15 protein-coding genes are annotated in these 15,330 nt (G+C 66.2%); 6 read left to right on the forward strand and 9 right to left on the reverse strand.

Annotation, left to right across the window (positions count from 1 at the left end; all coding sequences use genetic code 11):
• Window positions 1-9 precede the first annotated feature (9 nt).
• From folP to BLQ85_RS03515, 3 genes are all read right to left on the reverse strand, one after another.
• Entirely contained in the window at window positions 10-867 is an 858-nt protein-coding gene (gene folP / locus BLQ85_RS03505; RefSeq protein WP_074574810.1) for a dihydropteroate synthase, read from the reverse strand.
• 84 nt (window positions 868-951) lie between these two features.
• Window positions 952-2,874 (reverse strand): ATP-dependent zinc metalloprotease FtsH, encoded by a 1,923-nt coding sequence (ftsH, locus tag BLQ85_RS03510; protein WP_074574812.1) that lies wholly within the window; start codon window positions 2,872-2,874, stop codon window positions 952-954.
• A 122-nt stretch (window positions 2,875-2,996) separates the two neighbouring features.
• A complete protein-coding gene (locus BLQ85_RS03515) occupies window positions 2,997-3,752 on the reverse strand; it encodes an RlmE family RNA methyltransferase (RefSeq protein ID WP_083336721.1) in 756 nt (251 codons plus the stop codon).
• A 42-nt stretch (window positions 3,753-3,794) separates the two neighbouring features.
• Here BLQ85_RS03515 and BLQ85_RS03520 point away from each other — a divergent pair, with 42 nt between their 5' ends.
• From BLQ85_RS03520 to BLQ85_RS03530, 3 genes are all read left to right on the forward strand, one after another.
• A complete protein-coding gene (locus BLQ85_RS03520; RefSeq protein ID WP_074574813.1) occupies window positions 3,795-4,271 on the forward strand; it encodes a YhbY family RNA-binding protein in 477 nt (158 codons plus the stop codon).
• 118 nt (window positions 4,272-4,389) lie between these two features.
• Window positions 4,390-6,450, forward strand: a complete 2,061-nt coding sequence (locus tag BLQ85_RS03525) for a M3 family metallopeptidase (RefSeq protein WP_074574815.1) — start codon at window positions 4,390-4,392, stop codon at window positions 6,448-6,450.
• A 107-nt stretch (window positions 6,451-6,557) separates the two neighbouring features.
• Complete coding sequence (locus BLQ85_RS03530; RefSeq protein WP_074574816.1) at window positions 6,558-7,232, forward strand: glutaredoxin family protein; 675 nt, start codon at window positions 6,558-6,560, stop codon at window positions 7,230-7,232.
• Between the two features lie 69 nt (window positions 7,233-7,301).
• On the opposite strand, the gene rpiA is transcribed toward BLQ85_RS03530, so the two are convergent.
• Window positions 7,302-7,973 carry a ribose-5-phosphate isomerase RpiA gene (rpiA, locus tag BLQ85_RS03535; protein ID WP_074574818.1) on the reverse strand — a complete coding sequence of 224 codons (672 nt, stop codon included), beginning with the start codon at window positions 7,971-7,973 and terminating at the stop codon, window positions 7,302-7,304.
• A gap of 109 nt (window positions 7,974-8,082) precedes the next feature.
• Here rpiA and BLQ85_RS03540 point away from each other — a divergent pair, with 109 nt between their 5' ends.
• Entirely contained in the window at window positions 8,083-9,135 is a 1,053-nt protein-coding gene (locus tag BLQ85_RS03540; protein WP_074574819.1) for a quinone-dependent dihydroorotate dehydrogenase, read from the forward strand.
• Window positions 9,136-9,176: 41 nt separating this feature from the next.
• On the opposite strand, the gene BLQ85_RS03545 is transcribed toward BLQ85_RS03540, so the two are convergent.
• A complete protein-coding gene (locus BLQ85_RS03545; protein ID WP_074574821.1) occupies window positions 9,177-9,425 on the reverse strand; it encodes a hypothetical protein in 249 nt (82 codons plus the stop codon).
• A gap of 137 nt (window positions 9,426-9,562) precedes the next feature.
• On the opposite strand from BLQ85_RS03545, the gene BLQ85_RS03550 reads away from it, so the two are divergent.
• Window positions 9,563-11,668 (forward strand): NADPH-dependent 2,4-dienoyl-CoA reductase, encoded by a 2,106-nt coding sequence (locus BLQ85_RS03550; RefSeq protein ID WP_074574822.1) that lies wholly within the window; start codon window positions 9,563-9,565, stop codon window positions 11,666-11,668.
• Window positions 11,669-12,047: 379 nt separating this feature from the next.
• On the opposite strand, the gene BLQ85_RS03555 is transcribed toward BLQ85_RS03550, so the two are convergent.
• From BLQ85_RS03555 to BLQ85_RS03565, 3 genes are all read right to left on the reverse strand, one after another.
• On the reverse strand, window positions 12,048-12,461 hold the full coding sequence (locus BLQ85_RS03555) for a hypothetical protein (protein ID WP_074574824.1): 414 nt from the start codon (window positions 12,459-12,461) through the stop codon (window positions 12,048-12,050).
• Window positions 12,462-12,609: 148 nt separating this feature from the next.
• The gene (locus BLQ85_RS03560; protein WP_007873974.1) at window positions 12,610-12,819 is read right to left on the reverse strand and encodes a DUF3820 family protein; all 210 of its coding nucleotides are present in this window, start codon (window positions 12,817-12,819) and stop codon (window positions 12,610-12,612) included.
• A gap of 12 nt (window positions 12,820-12,831) precedes the next feature.
• On the reverse strand, window positions 12,832-13,188 hold the full coding sequence (locus tag BLQ85_RS03565; RefSeq protein ID WP_074574825.1) for a translation initiation factor Sui1: 357 nt from the start codon (window positions 13,186-13,188) through the stop codon (window positions 12,832-12,834).
• Window positions 13,189-13,371: 183 nt separating this feature from the next.
• Here BLQ85_RS03565 and BLQ85_RS03570 point away from each other — a divergent pair, with 183 nt between their 5' ends.
• Window positions 13,372-14,121 carry a DUF2726 domain-containing protein gene (locus tag BLQ85_RS03570; protein ID WP_074574827.1) on the forward strand — a complete coding sequence of 250 codons (750 nt, stop codon included), beginning with the start codon at window positions 13,372-13,374 and terminating at the stop codon, window positions 14,119-14,121.
• A gap of 23 nt (window positions 14,122-14,144) precedes the next feature.
• Here BLQ85_RS03570 and BLQ85_RS03575 read toward each other — a convergent pair whose 3' ends face one another.
• Entirely contained in the window at window positions 14,145-15,260 is a 1,116-nt protein-coding gene (locus BLQ85_RS03575; RefSeq protein ID WP_074574828.1) for an NHL repeat-containing protein, read from the reverse strand.
• Window positions 15,261-15,330 lie beyond the last annotated feature (70 nt).

The raw sequence follows: 15,330 nt of genomic DNA on the forward strand, positions 1-15,330 counted from the left end.
GCTGAAGAATCAGGTGGCAGCCGTCCAGACTTTCAAGGCCTGCACGGTTTCCTTGACGTCGTGCACACGCACGATGCGCGCGCCGCGGTCCACGGCCAGCAGGGCCGCCGCGACGCTGGGCACCATGCGGTCGGCCACATCGAGCTGGGCCACGGCGGCCAGCGAGGTGCTGGTGACGGCGGCCAGTGACGACTTGCGCGACCAGGCCGCCAGCAGCGGGTAGCCGACGGCGAGGAATTCCTGCTGGCGCGCCAGCAGCGCGAAGTTCTGCGCCACGGTCTTGCCGAAGCCTATACCCACGTCGAGCACAATGCGGGGCCTGGCGACTCCGGCGGCCAGCAGGCCGGCCGCGGCGGCTTCGAGGAAGTCGCGCACCTGCGGCACCACATCGCCCTCCATGGGCGCGACTTGCATGGTCTGCGGCTCGCGGTGCATGTGCATGAGGCAGACGCCGCAATTGGGGTGCGCGGCCACCACTTCGGCCGCGCCGGGTTTGCGCAAGGCCCAGATGTCGTTGATGACGTCGGCGCCCAGGTCCAGCACGGCCTGCATGACCTCGGGTTTGTAGGTGTCCACGGACAGCGGCACGCCCAGCGTGGCCGCATGGCGCACCACGGGCAGCACGCGCGCGAGTTCTTCCTCCAGCGGCACGGGCGGTGCGCCGGGGCGCGTGGACTCACCGCCTATGTCCAGCAGCTCGGCGCCGTCCTTGAGCAGTTTTTCGCAATGGGCGAACACGCCGGCAAAACCGCTGCCTTCGCTGAAGTACTTGCCGCCGTCAGAAAAGGAGTCGGGCGTGACGTTGACGATGCCCATGACGCGGGGCCTGGCGAGGTCGATTTGGAAGCGGGAGGTTTGCCAGATCATGGTGTGTCCTCGGAAATAAAAAACCGGGGACTGGCCCCGGTTGTGTTGACTGCCCGGCAGTCACCTTGTGTTCATCACGCGGCTTCAGGCCACGGTGGGCGCCGGGTCGGTGCTGACGGCCGGCGTGCCGCCCGAGGGGCCGCCGCCACCGCCGACGGAAGAGTTGCGCGGCGTCCAGTCCTTGGGCGGGCGCGGCTCCTTGCCGGCCATGATGTCGTCGAGCTGGTCGCCGTCTATGGTTTCCCATTCGAGCAAGGCCTTGGCCATGGCGTGCATCTTGTCCTGGTTCTCTTCGATCAGCCTGCGCGCCAGGGCGTATTGCTGGTCGATGATGCGGCGCACTTCGCCGTCGACCTTTTGCAGGGTCGACTCGCTCATATTGTTGGTCTTGGTGACCGAGCGGCCCAGGAAGACTTCGCCTTCGTTCTCGGCGTAGACCATCGGGCCCAGGGCTTCCGTCATGCCGTAGCGCGTGACCATGTCGCGGGCCAGCGCGGTGGCGCGCTCAAAGTCGTTGCTGGCACCGGTCGTCATCTGGTTCATGAAGACTTCCTCGGCGATGCGGCCGCCGAACAGCATGCTGATCTGGCTCAGCATGTACTCGCGGTCGTAGCTGTAACGGTCCTGCGCGGGCAGGCTCATGGTCACGCCCAGCGCGCGGCCGCGCGGAATGATGGTGACCTTGTGGACCGGGTCGCACTTGGGCAGCATCTTGCCGAGCAGCGCGTGGCCGGACTCGTGGTAGGCCGTGTTGCGGCGCTCTTCCTCGGGCATGACCATGCTCTTGCGCTCGGGGCCCATGAGGATCTTGTCCTTGGCTTTTTCGAAGTCCTGCATCTCGACGGTGCGCGCATTGCGGCGCGCGGCCATCAGGGCGGCTTCGTTGCAGAGGTTGGCGAGGTCGGCGCCGGACATGCCGGGCGTGCCGCGCGCGATCACGCTGGCGTTCACGTCCTGGCCCAGCGGGACCTTGCGCATGTGCACATTGAGGATCTGCTCGCGGCCGCGGATGTCGGGCAGCGTCACATAAACCTGGCGGTCGAAGCGGCCGGGGCGCAGCAAGGCGGCGTCCAGGATGTCGGGGCGGTTGGTGGCGGCCACCACGATCACGCCGACATTGGTTTCAAAGCCGTCCATCTCGACCAGCATCTGGTTCAGGGTCTGCTCGCGTTCGTCGTTGCCGCCGCCCAGGCCGGCGCCGCGCTGGCGGCCGACTGCGTCGATTTCATCGATGAAGATGATGCAGGGGGCGTTTTTCTTGGCGTTCTCGAACATGTCGCGCACGCGGGCCGCGCCCACGCCGACGAACATTTCAACGAAGTCGGAGCCGGAAATCGAGAAGAAAGGCACTTTGGCCTCGCCGGCGATGCCCTTGGCCAGCAGCGTCTTGCCGGTGCCCGGGGGGCCGACCAGCAGCAGGCCGCGCGGAATGCGGCCGCCCAGCTTCTGGAATTTCTGCGGGTCTTTCAGGAAGTCGACAACTTCCTTGACTTCTTCCTTGGCCTCGTCGCAGCCCGCGACGTCGGCGAAAGTGACCGGGTTGGTGGACTCGTCCAGCATGCGCGCCTTGGACTTGCCGAAGCTGAAAGCCCCGCCCTTGCCGCCACCCTGCATCTGCCGCATGAAGTAGATCCACACGCCTATCAGCAGCAGCATGGGGCCCCAGCTGATCAGCAGCGAGGTGAGGAGAGAGGTTTCTTCGCGGGGCTTGACGTCGAACTTGACGTCGTTGGCGATCAGGTCGCCGACCAGGCCGCGGTCCAGGTAGGTGGCCGTGGTGCGGACCTTGCGGTCGTCCACGGTGGTGGCCGAGATCTCGGTGCCGCCCTGGCCTTCGGCGATGGTCGCCTGCTTGATGCGCTTGCCGCGCACTTCTTCCAGGAACTCGGAGTAACCCAGGTAGTTGGAACCGGCGCCGCCACGTGTATCAAATTGCTTGAATACGGTGAACAGCACCATGGCGATCACCAGCCAGATTGCAATTTTGGAAAACCACTGATTGTTCAAGGACTACTCCGGTGTAAGAACAAAAGTCACATGCGCCTGATTTTAGGCCTTTCAAGGGCCAAAACAGCTTAACCCGGTCCCGGCCCCTGGTTTAAAGCGGGATTAAGGGAAAGTCCGTGGCTTTAGACACGCTTTTTCAGCCCCCGCCCTATCAAAAAGGTCTCCGACGAGCCCGGGCGCGAGGCCTTGGGCTTGAGCGGCTTGACGACCTTGAAGGTATCGCGGAACAGCTTGACCAGCTGGTCGTAGCCGCTGCCGTGGAACAGCTTGACCACCAGCGTGCCGTCCGGTTTCATGCGGTTCTGGGCGAATTCCACGGCCAGCTCGATCAAATGGGCGATACGGGCCGCGTCGGCCGACTCGATGCCCGAGAGATTGGGCGCCATGTCCGAAATCACCAGGTCCACCTGGACCTGGCCGTCGGGACCGGCCAGGGTGTCTTCCAGCTGCTGCAGCACCTCGGCCTCGCGGAAATCGCCCTGGATAAAAGTCACGCCCTCAATCGGCTCCATGGGCAGCAGGTCCAGCCCGATGATGCGGCCGTTGAGCGTGCCGGCCGCCGCGCCCGCGGGAGACAGCTTGCGCCGCACATACTGGCTCCAGGCGCCGGGTGTGCTGCCCAGGTCGACCACGCAGTCGCCGGGCTTGACCAGGCCGAAGGTTTCGTCGATTTCCTTCAATTTGTAAGCGGCGCGGGCCCGGTAGCCCTCTTTCTGGGCGAGCTTCACATAGGGATCGTTGATGTGCTCGTGCAGCCAGGCCTTGTTGACTTTTCCCTTGCCGCCGGCCTTCACGGCGGTTTTGCCGGCCGCCTTGGCGGCGGCCTTGGCATCGGTCTGGACGCCGGGCTTGAAACCGGTCTTGGCATTTACTTTCATGGGGTCTATTGTCCTCTCCCGGACTCGCCCGATAATTGGGCCATGGCTCAAATACAACTTACCCCCGCCCAGCGCAAGGACCACCGCGCCGATGCCCACCACCTGAACGCAGTCGTGATGATAGGTTCCGACGGGCTGACTCCCGCCGTCAAGAAGGAAACCGACGCGGCGCTCAAGGCCCACGGGCTCATCAAGGTGCGGGTGCTGTCGGACGACCGCGCCGGCCGCGAGGAGATCTTCCAGACCCTGGCCGACGAACTCAATGCCGCGCCCATCCAGCACATCGGCAAGCTGCTGGTGCTCTGGCGCCCCATGCCGCCCAAGGAAAAAAAGGTCAACGAAGACCGCATGACCGGTCCGCGCGACGTCAAGGTGCTCAAGAACAGCTCGCGCCACGGCCAGCGGCCCGAGGTCAAAACCCTGCGCGTGCTGGGCAACCAGCGCCTCACGCCGGGCGGCACCGTGAAGCGGGCCAAGAAACCCCAGCTCAAAAGCGTCAAGAAAAGCGCGCAAGGCTGAGCCCTGCCGCGGGCCGCCGGCCGGCGGCCCCGGGCCAATCACCCCGATAGCGACATTCTTCTTGCCGGCCGCGCGGAGCGGCCTTTAGATTTAAGGCTTCCGCCCACAGCTACACGCCATGACCAATCCCCTCCTCGACTTCTCCGACCTCCCCCTGTTTGACCGCATCCAGCCCGAACATGTGGGTCCCGCGGTCGACGACCTGATGGCCAAGGCCGATACGGCCCTGGAAACCGTCACCGCCCCTGATTTCCCGGCCACCTGGACCGGCATCGCCCGCGTGCTGGACGTCGCCACCGAGAACCTGGGCCGCGCCTGGGGCGCCGTGAGCCACCTCAACAGCGTAGCCGACACGCCCGAGCTGCGCGCCGCCTACAACGCCGCCCTGCCGCGCGTGACCGAGTTCTGGACCCGCCTGGGCGCCGACGAGCGCCTCTACGCCAAGTACAAGGCCATCGACGTCGCCACCCTGAACGCCGAGCAGCGCCAGGCTCACAAGAATGCGATCCGCAACTTTGTGCTCTCGGGCGCCGAACTGCAGGGCACGGCCCGTGAGCGCTTCGCGCAAATCCAGGAGCGCCAGGCCGAGCTGAGCCAGAAGTTCAGCGAAAACGCCCTGGACGCGACCGACGCCTTCGCCTACTACGCCACCGATGCCGAAGTCGCCGGCATCCCGGCCGACGTGCTGCAGACGGCGCGTGCCCAGGCCGAGGCCGAAGGCAAGGCCGGCTACCGCCTGAGCCTGAAGATGCCGAGCTACCTGCCCGTCATGCAGTTCGCCACCAGCGGCAAGCTGCGCGAGACCCTTTACAAGGCTTACACCACACGCGCCAGCGACCAGGCCGCGCCCGAGTTCAGCAAGTTTGACAACAGCGCCATCATGAAAGAGATCCTCGCGCTGCGTCTCGAAGAAGCCCAGCTGCTGGGTTACCGCAATTTCGGCGAGGTCTCGGTGGTGGCCAAGATGGCCCAATCGCCCGACGAAGTGATCGGCTTTTTGCGCGACCTGGCCCGCCGCGCCCGCCCCTATGCCGAAAAAGACGTGGCCGACCTGCGCGCCTTCGCCACTGGCCAGTTGAACCTGGCCGAACTCCAGCCCTGGGACTACGCCTACGTCGGCGAAAAACTCAAGGAAGCGCGCTACGCCTTCAGCGAGCAGGAGGTCAAGCAGTACTTCACCGCGCCCAAGGTGCTGGCGGGCCTGTTCAAGATCGTCGAGACCCTGTTTGAAGTCGCCATCCGCAAGGACTCGGCCCCGGTGTGGAAACCCGGCGTGGAGTTCTATCGCATTGAACGCAACGGCGAACTCGTCGGCCAGTTCTACCTCGACCAGCCGGCCCGCACCGGCAAGCGCGGCGGCGCCTGGATGGACGACGTGCGCGCCCGCTGGCTGCGCCCCGACACCGGCAAGCTGCAAACCCCGGTGGCGCACCTGGTCTGCAACTTCGCCGAGGGCGTGGGCGGCAAGCCCGCGCTGCTCACCCACGACGACGTGACCACGCTGTTCCACGAATTCGGCCACGGCCTGCACCACATGCTGACCCAGGTCAATGAACGCGACGTTTCCGGCATCAGCGGCGTCGAGTGGGACGCGGTCGAGCTGCCCAGCCAGTTCATGGAAAACTTCTGCTGGGAGTGGGACGTGCTCAAGCACATGACGGCGCATGTCGAGACCGGCGCGCCGCTGCCGCGCGCGCTGTTCGACAAGATGCTGGCCGCCAAGAACTTCCAGAGCGGCATGCAGACCCTGCGCCAGGTCGAGTTCTCGCTGTTCGACATGCTGCTGCACACCTCGCACAAGCCGGCCGACGACCTGATGGGCCTGTTGAACGAGGTGCGCCGCGAAGTGGCGGTCATCCCCTCGCCGCCCTACAGCCGCACCGCGCATACTTTCAGCCACATATTTTCGGGTGGTTACGCCGCCGGGTATTACAGCTACAAATGGGCGGAAGTCCTGTCGGCCGACGCCTACGCCGCCTTCGAGGAAACGGCTACAGCCGCGCCCTCGCCGTCGGGCGACGATGGCGGCAAGACCACGGTCACGGTGGAAACCGGCCGCAAATACCGCAAAGCCATCCTGGAGGCCGGCGGGAGCCGCCCGGCCATGGAGTCCTTCAAGGCCTTTCGGGGCCGCGAACCTTCGATTGATGCTTTGCTGCGTCATCAGGGTATGGCCTGACGCCGTCAAAACACCTAAAACGTTGTGAGACTTCCAGGGCCTGCGTTAAGCTTGCCTTTTGAGCTTGCTCTTTCCGCCACCCCGTACCTGAGACGACTGGAACACCCATGAACACAAATGCCGTGAAATCCCTCGCGCCCCATGCCCTGCTGGCCCTGGCACTCGCCGCGGGCGGTCTTTTTTCGCCCCTGGCGCAAGCCCAGCAGGTCTACCGCATCATCGGGCCTGACGGCAAGGTGACCTTCTCCGACCAGCCGCCGCCCGCCGCCGCGGCCGCCGGCGCCAAGGTCAGCGCAGCCACCCCCGGCGCGGGCGCGGGCGGCGCGGCGCCCACCGGCCTTCCTTTCGAACTGCGGCAAATCGCCAGCAAATACCCGGTGACCCTGTATTCCGGCAACGACTGCGGCCCCTGCGCCACCGCCAAGTCCATGCTGGTCAACCGCGGCATTCCTTTTTCCGAGCGCACCGTCATCACCAGTGAAGATTTCAAGGCGCTGCAGCGCCTCAGCGGCGACACCTCCCTGCCCTTCGCCACCATAGGCAGCCAGCAGCTCAAGGGCTTTTCCGACGTGGAATGGACCCAGTTCCTGAATGCCGCCGGCTACCCCGCCGCCTCGGTGCTGCCGTCCAGCTACCGCCCGCCGGCTGCCACACCCCTGGTGGCCGTCACCGCGCCACCGGCCGCCAACGGCGGCGCAGCTCGCACCGCCGCAGCCCCTGCGCCCGCACCCACGGCTCCGCCACCGCCGACGGCAGACAACCCGGCCGGCATCAAGTTCTAAGCAGGCCTGCCTGAAACAAAAACGCCGGGTTTCCACCCGGCGTTTTGCTTTCCGGACGGGGCCGGAAGCTCAGAACACCAACGTCTTGACGCCGCCCGGCGTGCCCAGCAGGCACACATGGGCTTTCTGGAAGGCGAACACCCCCACCGTCACCACGCCAGGCCACTGGCTGACCTGGGACTCAAAAGCCAGCGGATCGGTGATCTTCAGGCCGGTCACGTCCAGGATGTGCTGGCCGTTGTCGGTCACCAGCGGCTTGCCGTCCTTCAGGCGCAGCGCCGCCGTGCCGCCCAGGGCTTCGAACTGCCGCGCGATGCGTTTGGCGGCCATGGGAATCACCTCGACCGGCAGCGGGAAGCTGCCCAGGGCCGCCACCAGCTTGGACTCATCGGCGATGCAGACAAACTTGCGCGACTGCGCGGCCACGATTTTTTCGCGCGTGAGCGCCGCGCCACCGCCCTTGACCATATAACCGGCGTGATCGATTTCATCGGCGCCGTCGATGTAGACGCCCAGCTCATCGACCTCGGTCGCGTCGAAGACCTTGATGCCCAGGGCTTGCAGGCGCTCGGTGGAGGCCACAGAGCTGGACACCGCACCCGCGATGCGGTCCTTCATGGTGGCCAGCGCGTCTATGAATTTGTTGACGGTGGAGCCGGTGCCGACACCGACAATGCTGCCTTCTTCCACGTAGTGCAGGGCCGCCTGGCCGACCAGGGTTTTGAGTTCGTCTTGGGTCATGGGAGTGTTGGGAGGGATGAATCGGGAGGGTGAAACGGGTTTTTGCGACAATCGGTGCTCTTGCCCGGGCACACCGGGCCATTCACAGCCATCTGCACCGAATTATCCAATGTCCCTGCTCCCCTACGCCCTGGCCCGCCCCTTTTTATTTGGGCTGGATCCCGAAACCGCCCACGAGCTGACCATGGCCTCGCTGGCGCGCACCCAGGGCACGCCGCTGGCCCTGGCCTACCTGTCCAGCCGGGTCAGCGACCCGATAGAGCTGGCCGGCCTCAAATTTCCCAACCGCGTCGGCCTGGCCGCGGGCCTGGACAAAAACGCCCGCTGCATAGACGGCTTGGCCGCCATGGGTTTTGGTTTTGTCGAAGTCGGCACCGTCACGCCCAAGGGCCAGCCCGGCAACCCCAAGCCGCGCATGTTCCGCCTGCCCGAGGCCAACGCGCTGATCAACCGCCTGGGCTTTAACAACGAAGGGCTGGACGCCTTTTTGGCCAATGTCCGGCGCTCCAGCGTGCGCAAGCCCGGCGCGCAGGGCGGCCTGCTGCTGGGCCTGAACATCGGCAAGAACGCCGCTACGCCGATCGAGAACGCGGTCGACGACTACCTCACCTGCCTGGACGGCGTCTACCCGCATGCCGACTACGTCACCGTCAACATCTCCAGCCCCAACACCAAAAACCTGCGCGCCCTGCAAAGCGACGAGGCGCTGGACGCCCTGCTGGGCCGCATCGCCGAGCGCCGCGAAGCACTCGCCAAACAGCACGGCAAACCTGTGCCCATCTTCGTGAAGATCGCGCCCGACCTCGACGAAGCCCAGGTGGCCGTCATCGCCGCCACGCTCAAGCGCCATGCCATGGACGGCGTGGTCGCCACCAACACCACGCTCAGCCGCGAGGCCGTCAAGGGCCTGCGCCATGCCGACGAAGCCGGCGGCCTGAGCGGCGCGCCCGTGCTCGAGGCCAGCAACCGCGTCATCAGCCAGCTGCGCGCGGCACTCGGCAAGGGCTTTCCCATCATCGGCGTGGGCGGCATCCTGAGCGGCGCCGACGCCGTCTCCAAGATCCAGGCCGGCGCCGACGTGGTGCAGATCTACACCGGGCTGATCTACAAAGGCCCGGAGCTCGTCACCCAGGCCGCGCAGGCGATCAAGAAAAGCCGCTAAGCCGACAGCCAGACACAGGCCAAACACCCGTTAACCACCGGTTAAACACCCGGTGAGGGCTTGCCCCGGCCCGGCTTACGCCGGAAAGCCTCGGCCCCGCCGCTGCCGCCGCCATCGGGGAAGTCGTGCTGTTTGAGTGTCCCGTCGGGGCCGGGCTTCATGGGCCGTTCAATCAAGGCGCCGGCATCATTGCCGTCGGCCGCGTCGTCGGGTTCGCTGCGCGGCGGGTGCGGCACGGTCGCACCTTCGCCGGTCTTGGCGCGTGTGGGGCTGGTGGTGTTTTTGGGCATGACTTCAAAGTAGCAGTCTTGCCGCACGCCCCGTGTCGGACAAGGCCGCAAGGGCTTCAGGGTAAGCACCGAGTGCCGATAGAGCCTGTCCCCTAGAGTACCCGGTGGGCTTTCTGTGGCCGCATGTTGCGACTACGATGCAGGCAGTTTTGACAGGAGACCCGCTTTTGGCCGCGACCCCTTCTTCCCCCTATCCCCACCTGCTCACCCCACTGGACCTGGGTTTCACCACGCTGAAAAACCGCGTGCTCATGGGCAGCATGCACACCGGCCTGGAAGACGGGCGCAAGCATTTCCCCGCCATGGCCGCCTACTTCGCCGAACGCGCGCGCGGTGGTGTGGGCCTGATGGTCACGGGCGGCTTTTCGCCCAACATCGCCGGCTGGACCAAACCCTTTGCCGGCATGCTGGCCAGCACGGGCGCGGCGCGCCGCCACAAACAGGTTACCGACGCCGTGCATGCTGAGGGCGGCAAGATCGCGCTGCAAATCCTGCACACCGGCCGCTACGGCTACCACCCGCTGTGCGTCGCGCCCTCGCGCATCCAGAGCCCGATCTCGCCCTTCGCCCCGCGCGAACTCAGCGCCGGCGGCATAGAGCGGCAGATACGCGCCTTCATACGCTGCGCGCTGCTGGCGCGCGAGGCCGGCTACGACGGTGTCGAGATCATGGGCAGCGAAGGCTATTTCATCAACCAGTTCCTCGTCACCCACACCAACCAGCGCAGCGACGACTGGGGCGGCAGCTACCAAAACCGCATGCGCCTGGCCGTGGAGATCGTGCGCCGTACCCGCGAAGCCGTGGGCCGCGACTTCATCATCATCTACCGCCTCTCCATGATCGATCTGATCCCCGGCGGTAGCAACTGGGAGGAAGTCGTGCTGCTGGCCAAGGCCGTGGAGGCCGCCGGCGCCACCCTCATCAACAGCGGCATAGGCTGGCACGAAGCCCGCGTGCCGACGATTGCCACCTCGGTGCCGCGCGGCGCCTTCACCTGGGTCACCAAAAAGCTGCGCACCGACCTGCGCGCCGCGGGCCTCACAATCCCGCTGGTCACCAGCAACCGGCTGAACATGCCCGAAGTCGCCGAACAGGTGCTGGCCGAGGGCTGCGCCGACATGGTCAGCATGGCCCGCCCCTTCCTGGCCGATCCGGAATTCGTCAACAAGGCTGCCCAGGGCCGCCGCGATGAGATCAACACCTGCATCGCCTGCAACCAGGCCTGCCTGGACCACGCCTTCAAGGCCCAGCTCGCAAGCTGCCTGGTCAACCCGCGCGCCGGCCATGAGACCGAACTCGTGATCCGCATCGCCCCCGCCAAAAAACGCGTCGCCGTCATAGGCGCGGGCCCGGCGGGCCTGGCCGCCGCCACCACGCTGGCCCTGCGCGGCCACAGTGTGGACCTGTACGACGCGGCCGACAAAATCGGCGGCCAGTTCAACCTGGCCAAGCGCGTGCCCGGCAAGGAAGAGTTCGAGGAAACCCTGCGCTACTTCGGCAACCGCATCAGCGGCACCGGCGTGCGCCTGCACCTGAACACCCGCGTCGGCGCCCAGGACCTGATCGCCGGGAAGTTCGATGAAGTCATACTCGCCACCGGCGTCACGCCGCGCAACCCGCGCATCCCGGGCCAGGACCATCCCAGGGTGCTCAGCTACATCGACGTGCTGCTGGGCCGCCAGCCCGTGGGCCAGCGCGTGGCCCTGATAGGCGCGGGCGGCATCGGTTTTGACGTGGCCGAATTCCTGGTCACGCCCGCCGGCCATTCCACCGCCCTCGACTTGCCAGCCTGGCTGGCCGAATGGGGCGTGGCCGATCCCGGCGAGGTGCGCGGCGGCGTGGTGCGCCCGCAGGTGGCGCCGCCCGCGCGCCAGGTCACGCTGCTGCAGCGCAAGCCCGGCAAGCTGGGCGCCGGCCTGGGCAAGACCACTGGCTGGATACACCGCGCCGCGCTCAAGATGAGGAATGTGGAAATGCTCTCGGGCGTCAACTACGAACGCATAGGCGAGCAGGGTTCGGACCTGGGCCTGTTCATCACCTTCGGCGAAAAGCGTCTGGACGGCACCGTGCTCGCCGTCGACAACATCGTGCTGTGCGCCGGCCAGGAGCCGCTACGTGAACTGCTGGAGCCGCTGCGCGCGGCCGGCGTCAAGACCCATTTGATAGGCGGCGCCCACGAGGCCGGCGAGCTGGACGCCAAACGCGCGATCAACCAGGGGACGCGTTTAGCAGCAGTTCTTTGAAAAGAGCTGTTCACAAAACCCAGCGAAGCGGTCCTGGCTAGGCGCGACGCCGCAGACAGTGCAAAGGGCCTGTTAGCCCTGTGTTTGCAAGATGCGTTGCGAGTCAAAAAGGCCTTGAGCAAGGCGCAAAACGCAGGCGGGGCGAGCCCCGTCAAGGCTTTGCAACGCCGCGCAAGGCCTTTTTGATCGCAACCCGAAGGGAATGGGGTGAAAACGGCGCCACTCGGCGTTGCACTCCTCACCCAGACTCCCGGTCTGGGATTCGTCGCGCGCCTTGATTGGCGCCGTTTTCACCCCATTCGCATTTGCAAACACAGGGCTAACAGGCCCTGGCACGGCAAGGCGGCCGCAACAACGCCAGGAGGGTTTTTGAACGGCTCTAGACGCGCACCAGGCTGAACACCAGCAACCCCAGCGCCATCCCGAAACTCAGCGCATGCACATTGGCCGCCATGGCGATGCGTTTCATGAGCTTCAGGCCCTGCTGGTCCTGCGAGCCCAGCAGGAACAGCAGGCACATCTCGCGCCGCCGCTGCGGGTCCACCACGCTGTGCTGCTTGAGCGCCTTGTGCATGGACACCGACAGGTAGAGCGCGGCCACCGAGGCCAGCACGATGATGGGGAAAAACCAGCCGCGCACCATCCACACCGGAAGCTGCGGCGCCCACCAGGCGCGCAGCAGGTCGGCGGCGGCAAAGATCAGAAAGCCCGCGGCGAGGCCCAGCCACTCGTGGGTGCGGAACCTTGCCATCATTTTCCTGGCCTTGGTTTCCAAGGGCAGTTCGTATTCCATTCGGGTCACCTCGTGCGGGCGTTGCGGCGCGGGGTGCGGCCTGGGCCGGCATGCTGCCGGCCAACGCGAGTGCAAGGATTCTGCGCAGTAATGCATCAGGGGGCAATACTGCAAATGTAGGAGGCGACGCGCGGCAGTGCCGCGCTGCTCAACGGCGCAGCGGGTCCAGCAGCGGCTTCAGGCCGTTGTGGTCGATTTCCTGCATCAGCGCCAAGAGGCGGCCGATCTCGCCTTTGGGAAAACCCTCGCGCGCAAACCAGTTCAGGTAATTGCCCGGCAGGTCGGCGATCAGCGTGCCCTTGTGCTTGCCGAAAGGCATTTCGCGGGTCACCAGCAGCAACAGGTCTTCGGGGTTCATATATATAGAGCCCTAGCCGCCAGCCCGCTTGGGCGCATAGCCCTGTTTCTGCAGCGCCGCCATCACGGTGTTGCAATGGTCGCCCTGCACCTCGATCACCCCGTCCTTGGCCGTGCCGCCCGATCCGCAGGCCGCGCGCAGTTGCTTGCCCAGCAGCGCCAGGGCCATGGCGTCCAGCGGCAGGCCCTTGACCACGGTCACCGTCTTGCCGCCCCGGCCCTTGCTTTCGCGGCTCACGCGTACCGGCCCGCCAGCCATGGGCGCCGCCGCCTGCTTGCAGCTGCAGGCCGCCACCGGCCGGCGGCAGACCGGGCACATTCTTCCGGCCTCGGTGGAATACACCAGGCCGCCTGCGGGAGTTTGTTTCATCAAAGAGAAAAGAGGGATGGCCGCCGGGCGGCGCGCCAAGTTTTAGAACGATCGTTCGTAAAAAATTGTGAAGCAGTTCACAGAAAACCAAAAATGTACCTGATATCCCTTATAAACAGGGCCGGGATAGGCGCTACGCCCTTCTTCTTCAGTATGACCTCCGGGCGATTTCAGGGCGCGAACATGACGGGCAGCAGTTTTCTGATCGGGTTTTTCCTCTTTGTCGGCAGTGTGGCCCTCGGCGCCCTGGCTTATGAACGCTGGTTGTCCCATGTGGTGGCCACCCGCAAAAAAGTGGCGCGCAACCACACCCTGCGCGCCAAGCCCCTGGCCAGCCGCGACGAGCTCCAGGTCTGGCGCTGGCTGGAGGAAGTGTTCCCCGAGCACCGCATCCTGCCCAAAGTCCCCTTCACCGGTTTTATCGAACCCAACCAGCGCGGCGGCGACGCCCACTGGCAGGCGCTGCTGAGCACGGTGAATTTCTCCTGCGCCCTGGCCGACCAGAAAGGCACGGTGCTGGGCTGCATCGACGTGCTGGGCCGCGGTGAGGTCACCGGCCGCAACCACGGCTTCAAGCGCGAGCTGCTGGCCCGCGCCGGCCTGCCCTACTGGATTGTTGAAAGCCAGCGCCGGCCCAGCGCCGCGCTGCTGCGCGAAAAATTCCTGGGCGCCACCACCAGCGAAGCCGCCAAACTCGCCCCCAGCGAACGCGCCCGCCGCCCCGCCCGCGCCAAGCTCGAGCAGCCGCAGCTCTCACGTGTGTCCAGCAATGCCTCGGACCTCACCAAGGCCGGCATGACACCGCTGCACCTGAAGTCCACCCTCAAGCTGCAGGCCCTGGCCCGCGCCTTCGCGCTGCGCCTGGCCGGCGAGGGCCCGCCGCGCAGGCCTGTCAATTACTCGAGTACCAACCCGAGCAGTTCCCTCATCTAGCTTTCTGCGGGCATGGGTGGTGATCAAACCGCCCCCGGCCGTTGGGGTTTCTGGCCAAACAGCAGGCCCAGTACCAGGCCGGCCGCAATGAGCAGGCCACCCATGGCCATGGCGCCGGTTTTCCACAGCGCGCCGGACAGCACCCGCTGTCGCACGGCCTGCAGTTCGCCACGGAAAGCGGCGTCGCCAAACTCACCAAGGTCGCGGCCTTGCGCGTCGACGCGGTTCAGCCTGATGAAGCTGTAGTCGCCGACCAGCGCAGCGCTGCCCAGCGCGTCGATCAGCAGCGGGTCGGAATCATCGGCCAATGCCGCGCGCGCCACGGGCCGCCGCTGGGCGTCGAACACCAGCACGTCGCCATCCTTCTGGCCCTGCATCACGGCCAGCATCCACAGCGTGCCGTCCGGGCCCAGGGCCACGTCGGTGACCTTGCCGCGGCCCTGGCGGGCCTGGCCGTGCACAGCCGAGCCCAGGCTACGCAACAGCTCGGTCGGCTGGCCGGCGGCGACGCGCAGCCAGATCAGCCGGCGGTGGTCGTTGTCGGCCACCACCAGGGTGTCATTGCCCAGATAGCGCAGGCGGTTGGGGAACAGCAGTGGCACTAGCTGCGGGTCGCTGCTGCCCAGGGCCTTGCCGTCCAGGTCAAACGACTGCACGCGGGTCCCCTTGGCATCGGCGATGAAGACGCGCTCACTCAGGCGGTCCACGGCCAGGTGCACGGTCAGGGACAGTGCATTGTTCTTGAGCTGCGGGCCTTCCATGGCCGTGCGGCAGTCCACCAGTTGCAGCTGCGCATCGCTCCAGGCGCAACGCAGCACGCGGGGCACGGCGGCGCCGTCAAAGAACCAGGCCTCAACCCGCTGCCGGGCATCCACTGTCCAGTCCATGTCGCCGGGGCTTTCGCCCAGGCCCAGTGCCTTCAGGTCCTGGCGCGCGATGCGGCGCCCCTGGGCATCCAGCACATGCAAGGCCTTGTTGGCGACGACGGCGACGCGCTCACCCTGCGGCGCCTTGAACACCCGCAGCGCCACCATGCCCCCATCCGGGTTGGCCATGTTCTGGCCATGCACAAAGGCCGCCACGCACAGCGCAAGGCCGATCAGGATGGGGATGGCCAATTGCCATTCGCGTCTGGTCATGATGGTGCGCCCTCGTCGCCGGTGTTGTTATGGATGGGGCCCTGGTGTGCCCCAGGCGCCGCCAAGCGGC

It is taken from the genome of Polaromonas sp. JS666, assembly GCF_900103405.1.
Taxonomy (GTDB): Bacteria; Pseudomonadota; Gammaproteobacteria; order Burkholderiales; family Burkholderiaceae_C; genus Polaromonas.

What these genes read in the sequence shown, in the direction of transcription:
- BLQ85_RS03520 (WP_074574813.1), top strand. Translation starts at nt 3,795, where the DNA reads ATGGCTCAAATACAACTTACCCCCGCCCAGCGCAAGGACCACCGCGCC.
- BLQ85_RS03555 (WP_074574824.1), bottom strand. Translation starts at nt 12,461, where the DNA reads ATGGAATACGAACTGCCCTTGGAAACCAAGGCCAGGAAAATGATGGCA.
- rpiA (WP_074574818.1), bottom strand. Translation starts at nt 7,973, where the DNA reads ATGACCCAAGACGAACTCAAAACCCTGGTCGGCCAGGCGGCCCTGCAC.
- BLQ85_RS03525 (WP_074574815.1), top strand. Translation starts at nt 4,390, where the DNA reads ATGACCAATCCCCTCCTCGACTTCTCCGACCTCCCCCTGTTTGACCGC.
- BLQ85_RS03570 (WP_074574827.1), top strand. Translation starts at nt 13,372, where the DNA reads ATGACGGGCAGCAGTTTTCTGATCGGGTTTTTCCTCTTTGTCGGCAGT.
- BLQ85_RS03515 (WP_083336721.1), bottom strand. Translation starts at nt 3,752, where the DNA reads ATGAAAGTAAATGCCAAGACCGGTTTCAAGCCCGGCGTCCAGACCGAT.
- BLQ85_RS03550 (WP_074574822.1), top strand. Translation starts at nt 9,563, where the DNA reads ATGCAGGCAGTTTTGACAGGAGACCCGCTTTTGGCCGCGACCCCTTCT.
- BLQ85_RS03540 (WP_074574819.1), top strand. Translation starts at nt 8,083, where the DNA reads ATGTCCCTGCTCCCCTACGCCCTGGCCCGCCCCTTTTTATTTGGGCTG.
- BLQ85_RS03565 (WP_074574825.1), bottom strand. Translation starts at nt 13,188, where the DNA reads ATGAAACAAACTCCCGCAGGCGGCCTGGTGTATTCCACCGAGGCCGGA.
- BLQ85_RS03545 (WP_074574821.1), bottom strand. Translation starts at nt 9,425, where the DNA reads ATGCCCAAAAACACCACCAGCCCCACACGCGCCAAGACCGGCGAAGGT.
- BLQ85_RS03575 (WP_074574828.1), bottom strand. Translation starts at nt 15,260, where the DNA reads ATGACCAGACGCGAATGGCAATTGGCCATCCCCATCCTGATCGGCCTT.
- BLQ85_RS03560 (WP_007873974.1), bottom strand. Translation starts at nt 12,819, where the DNA reads ATGAACCCCGAAGACCTGTTGCTGCTGGTGACCCGCGAAATGCCTTTC.
- BLQ85_RS03530 (WP_074574816.1), top strand. Translation starts at nt 6,558, where the DNA reads ATGAACACAAATGCCGTGAAATCCCTCGCGCCCCATGCCCTGCTGGCC.
- folP (WP_074574810.1), bottom strand. Translation starts at nt 867, where the DNA reads ATGATCTGGCAAACCTCCCGCTTCCAAATCGACCTCGCCAGGCCCCGC.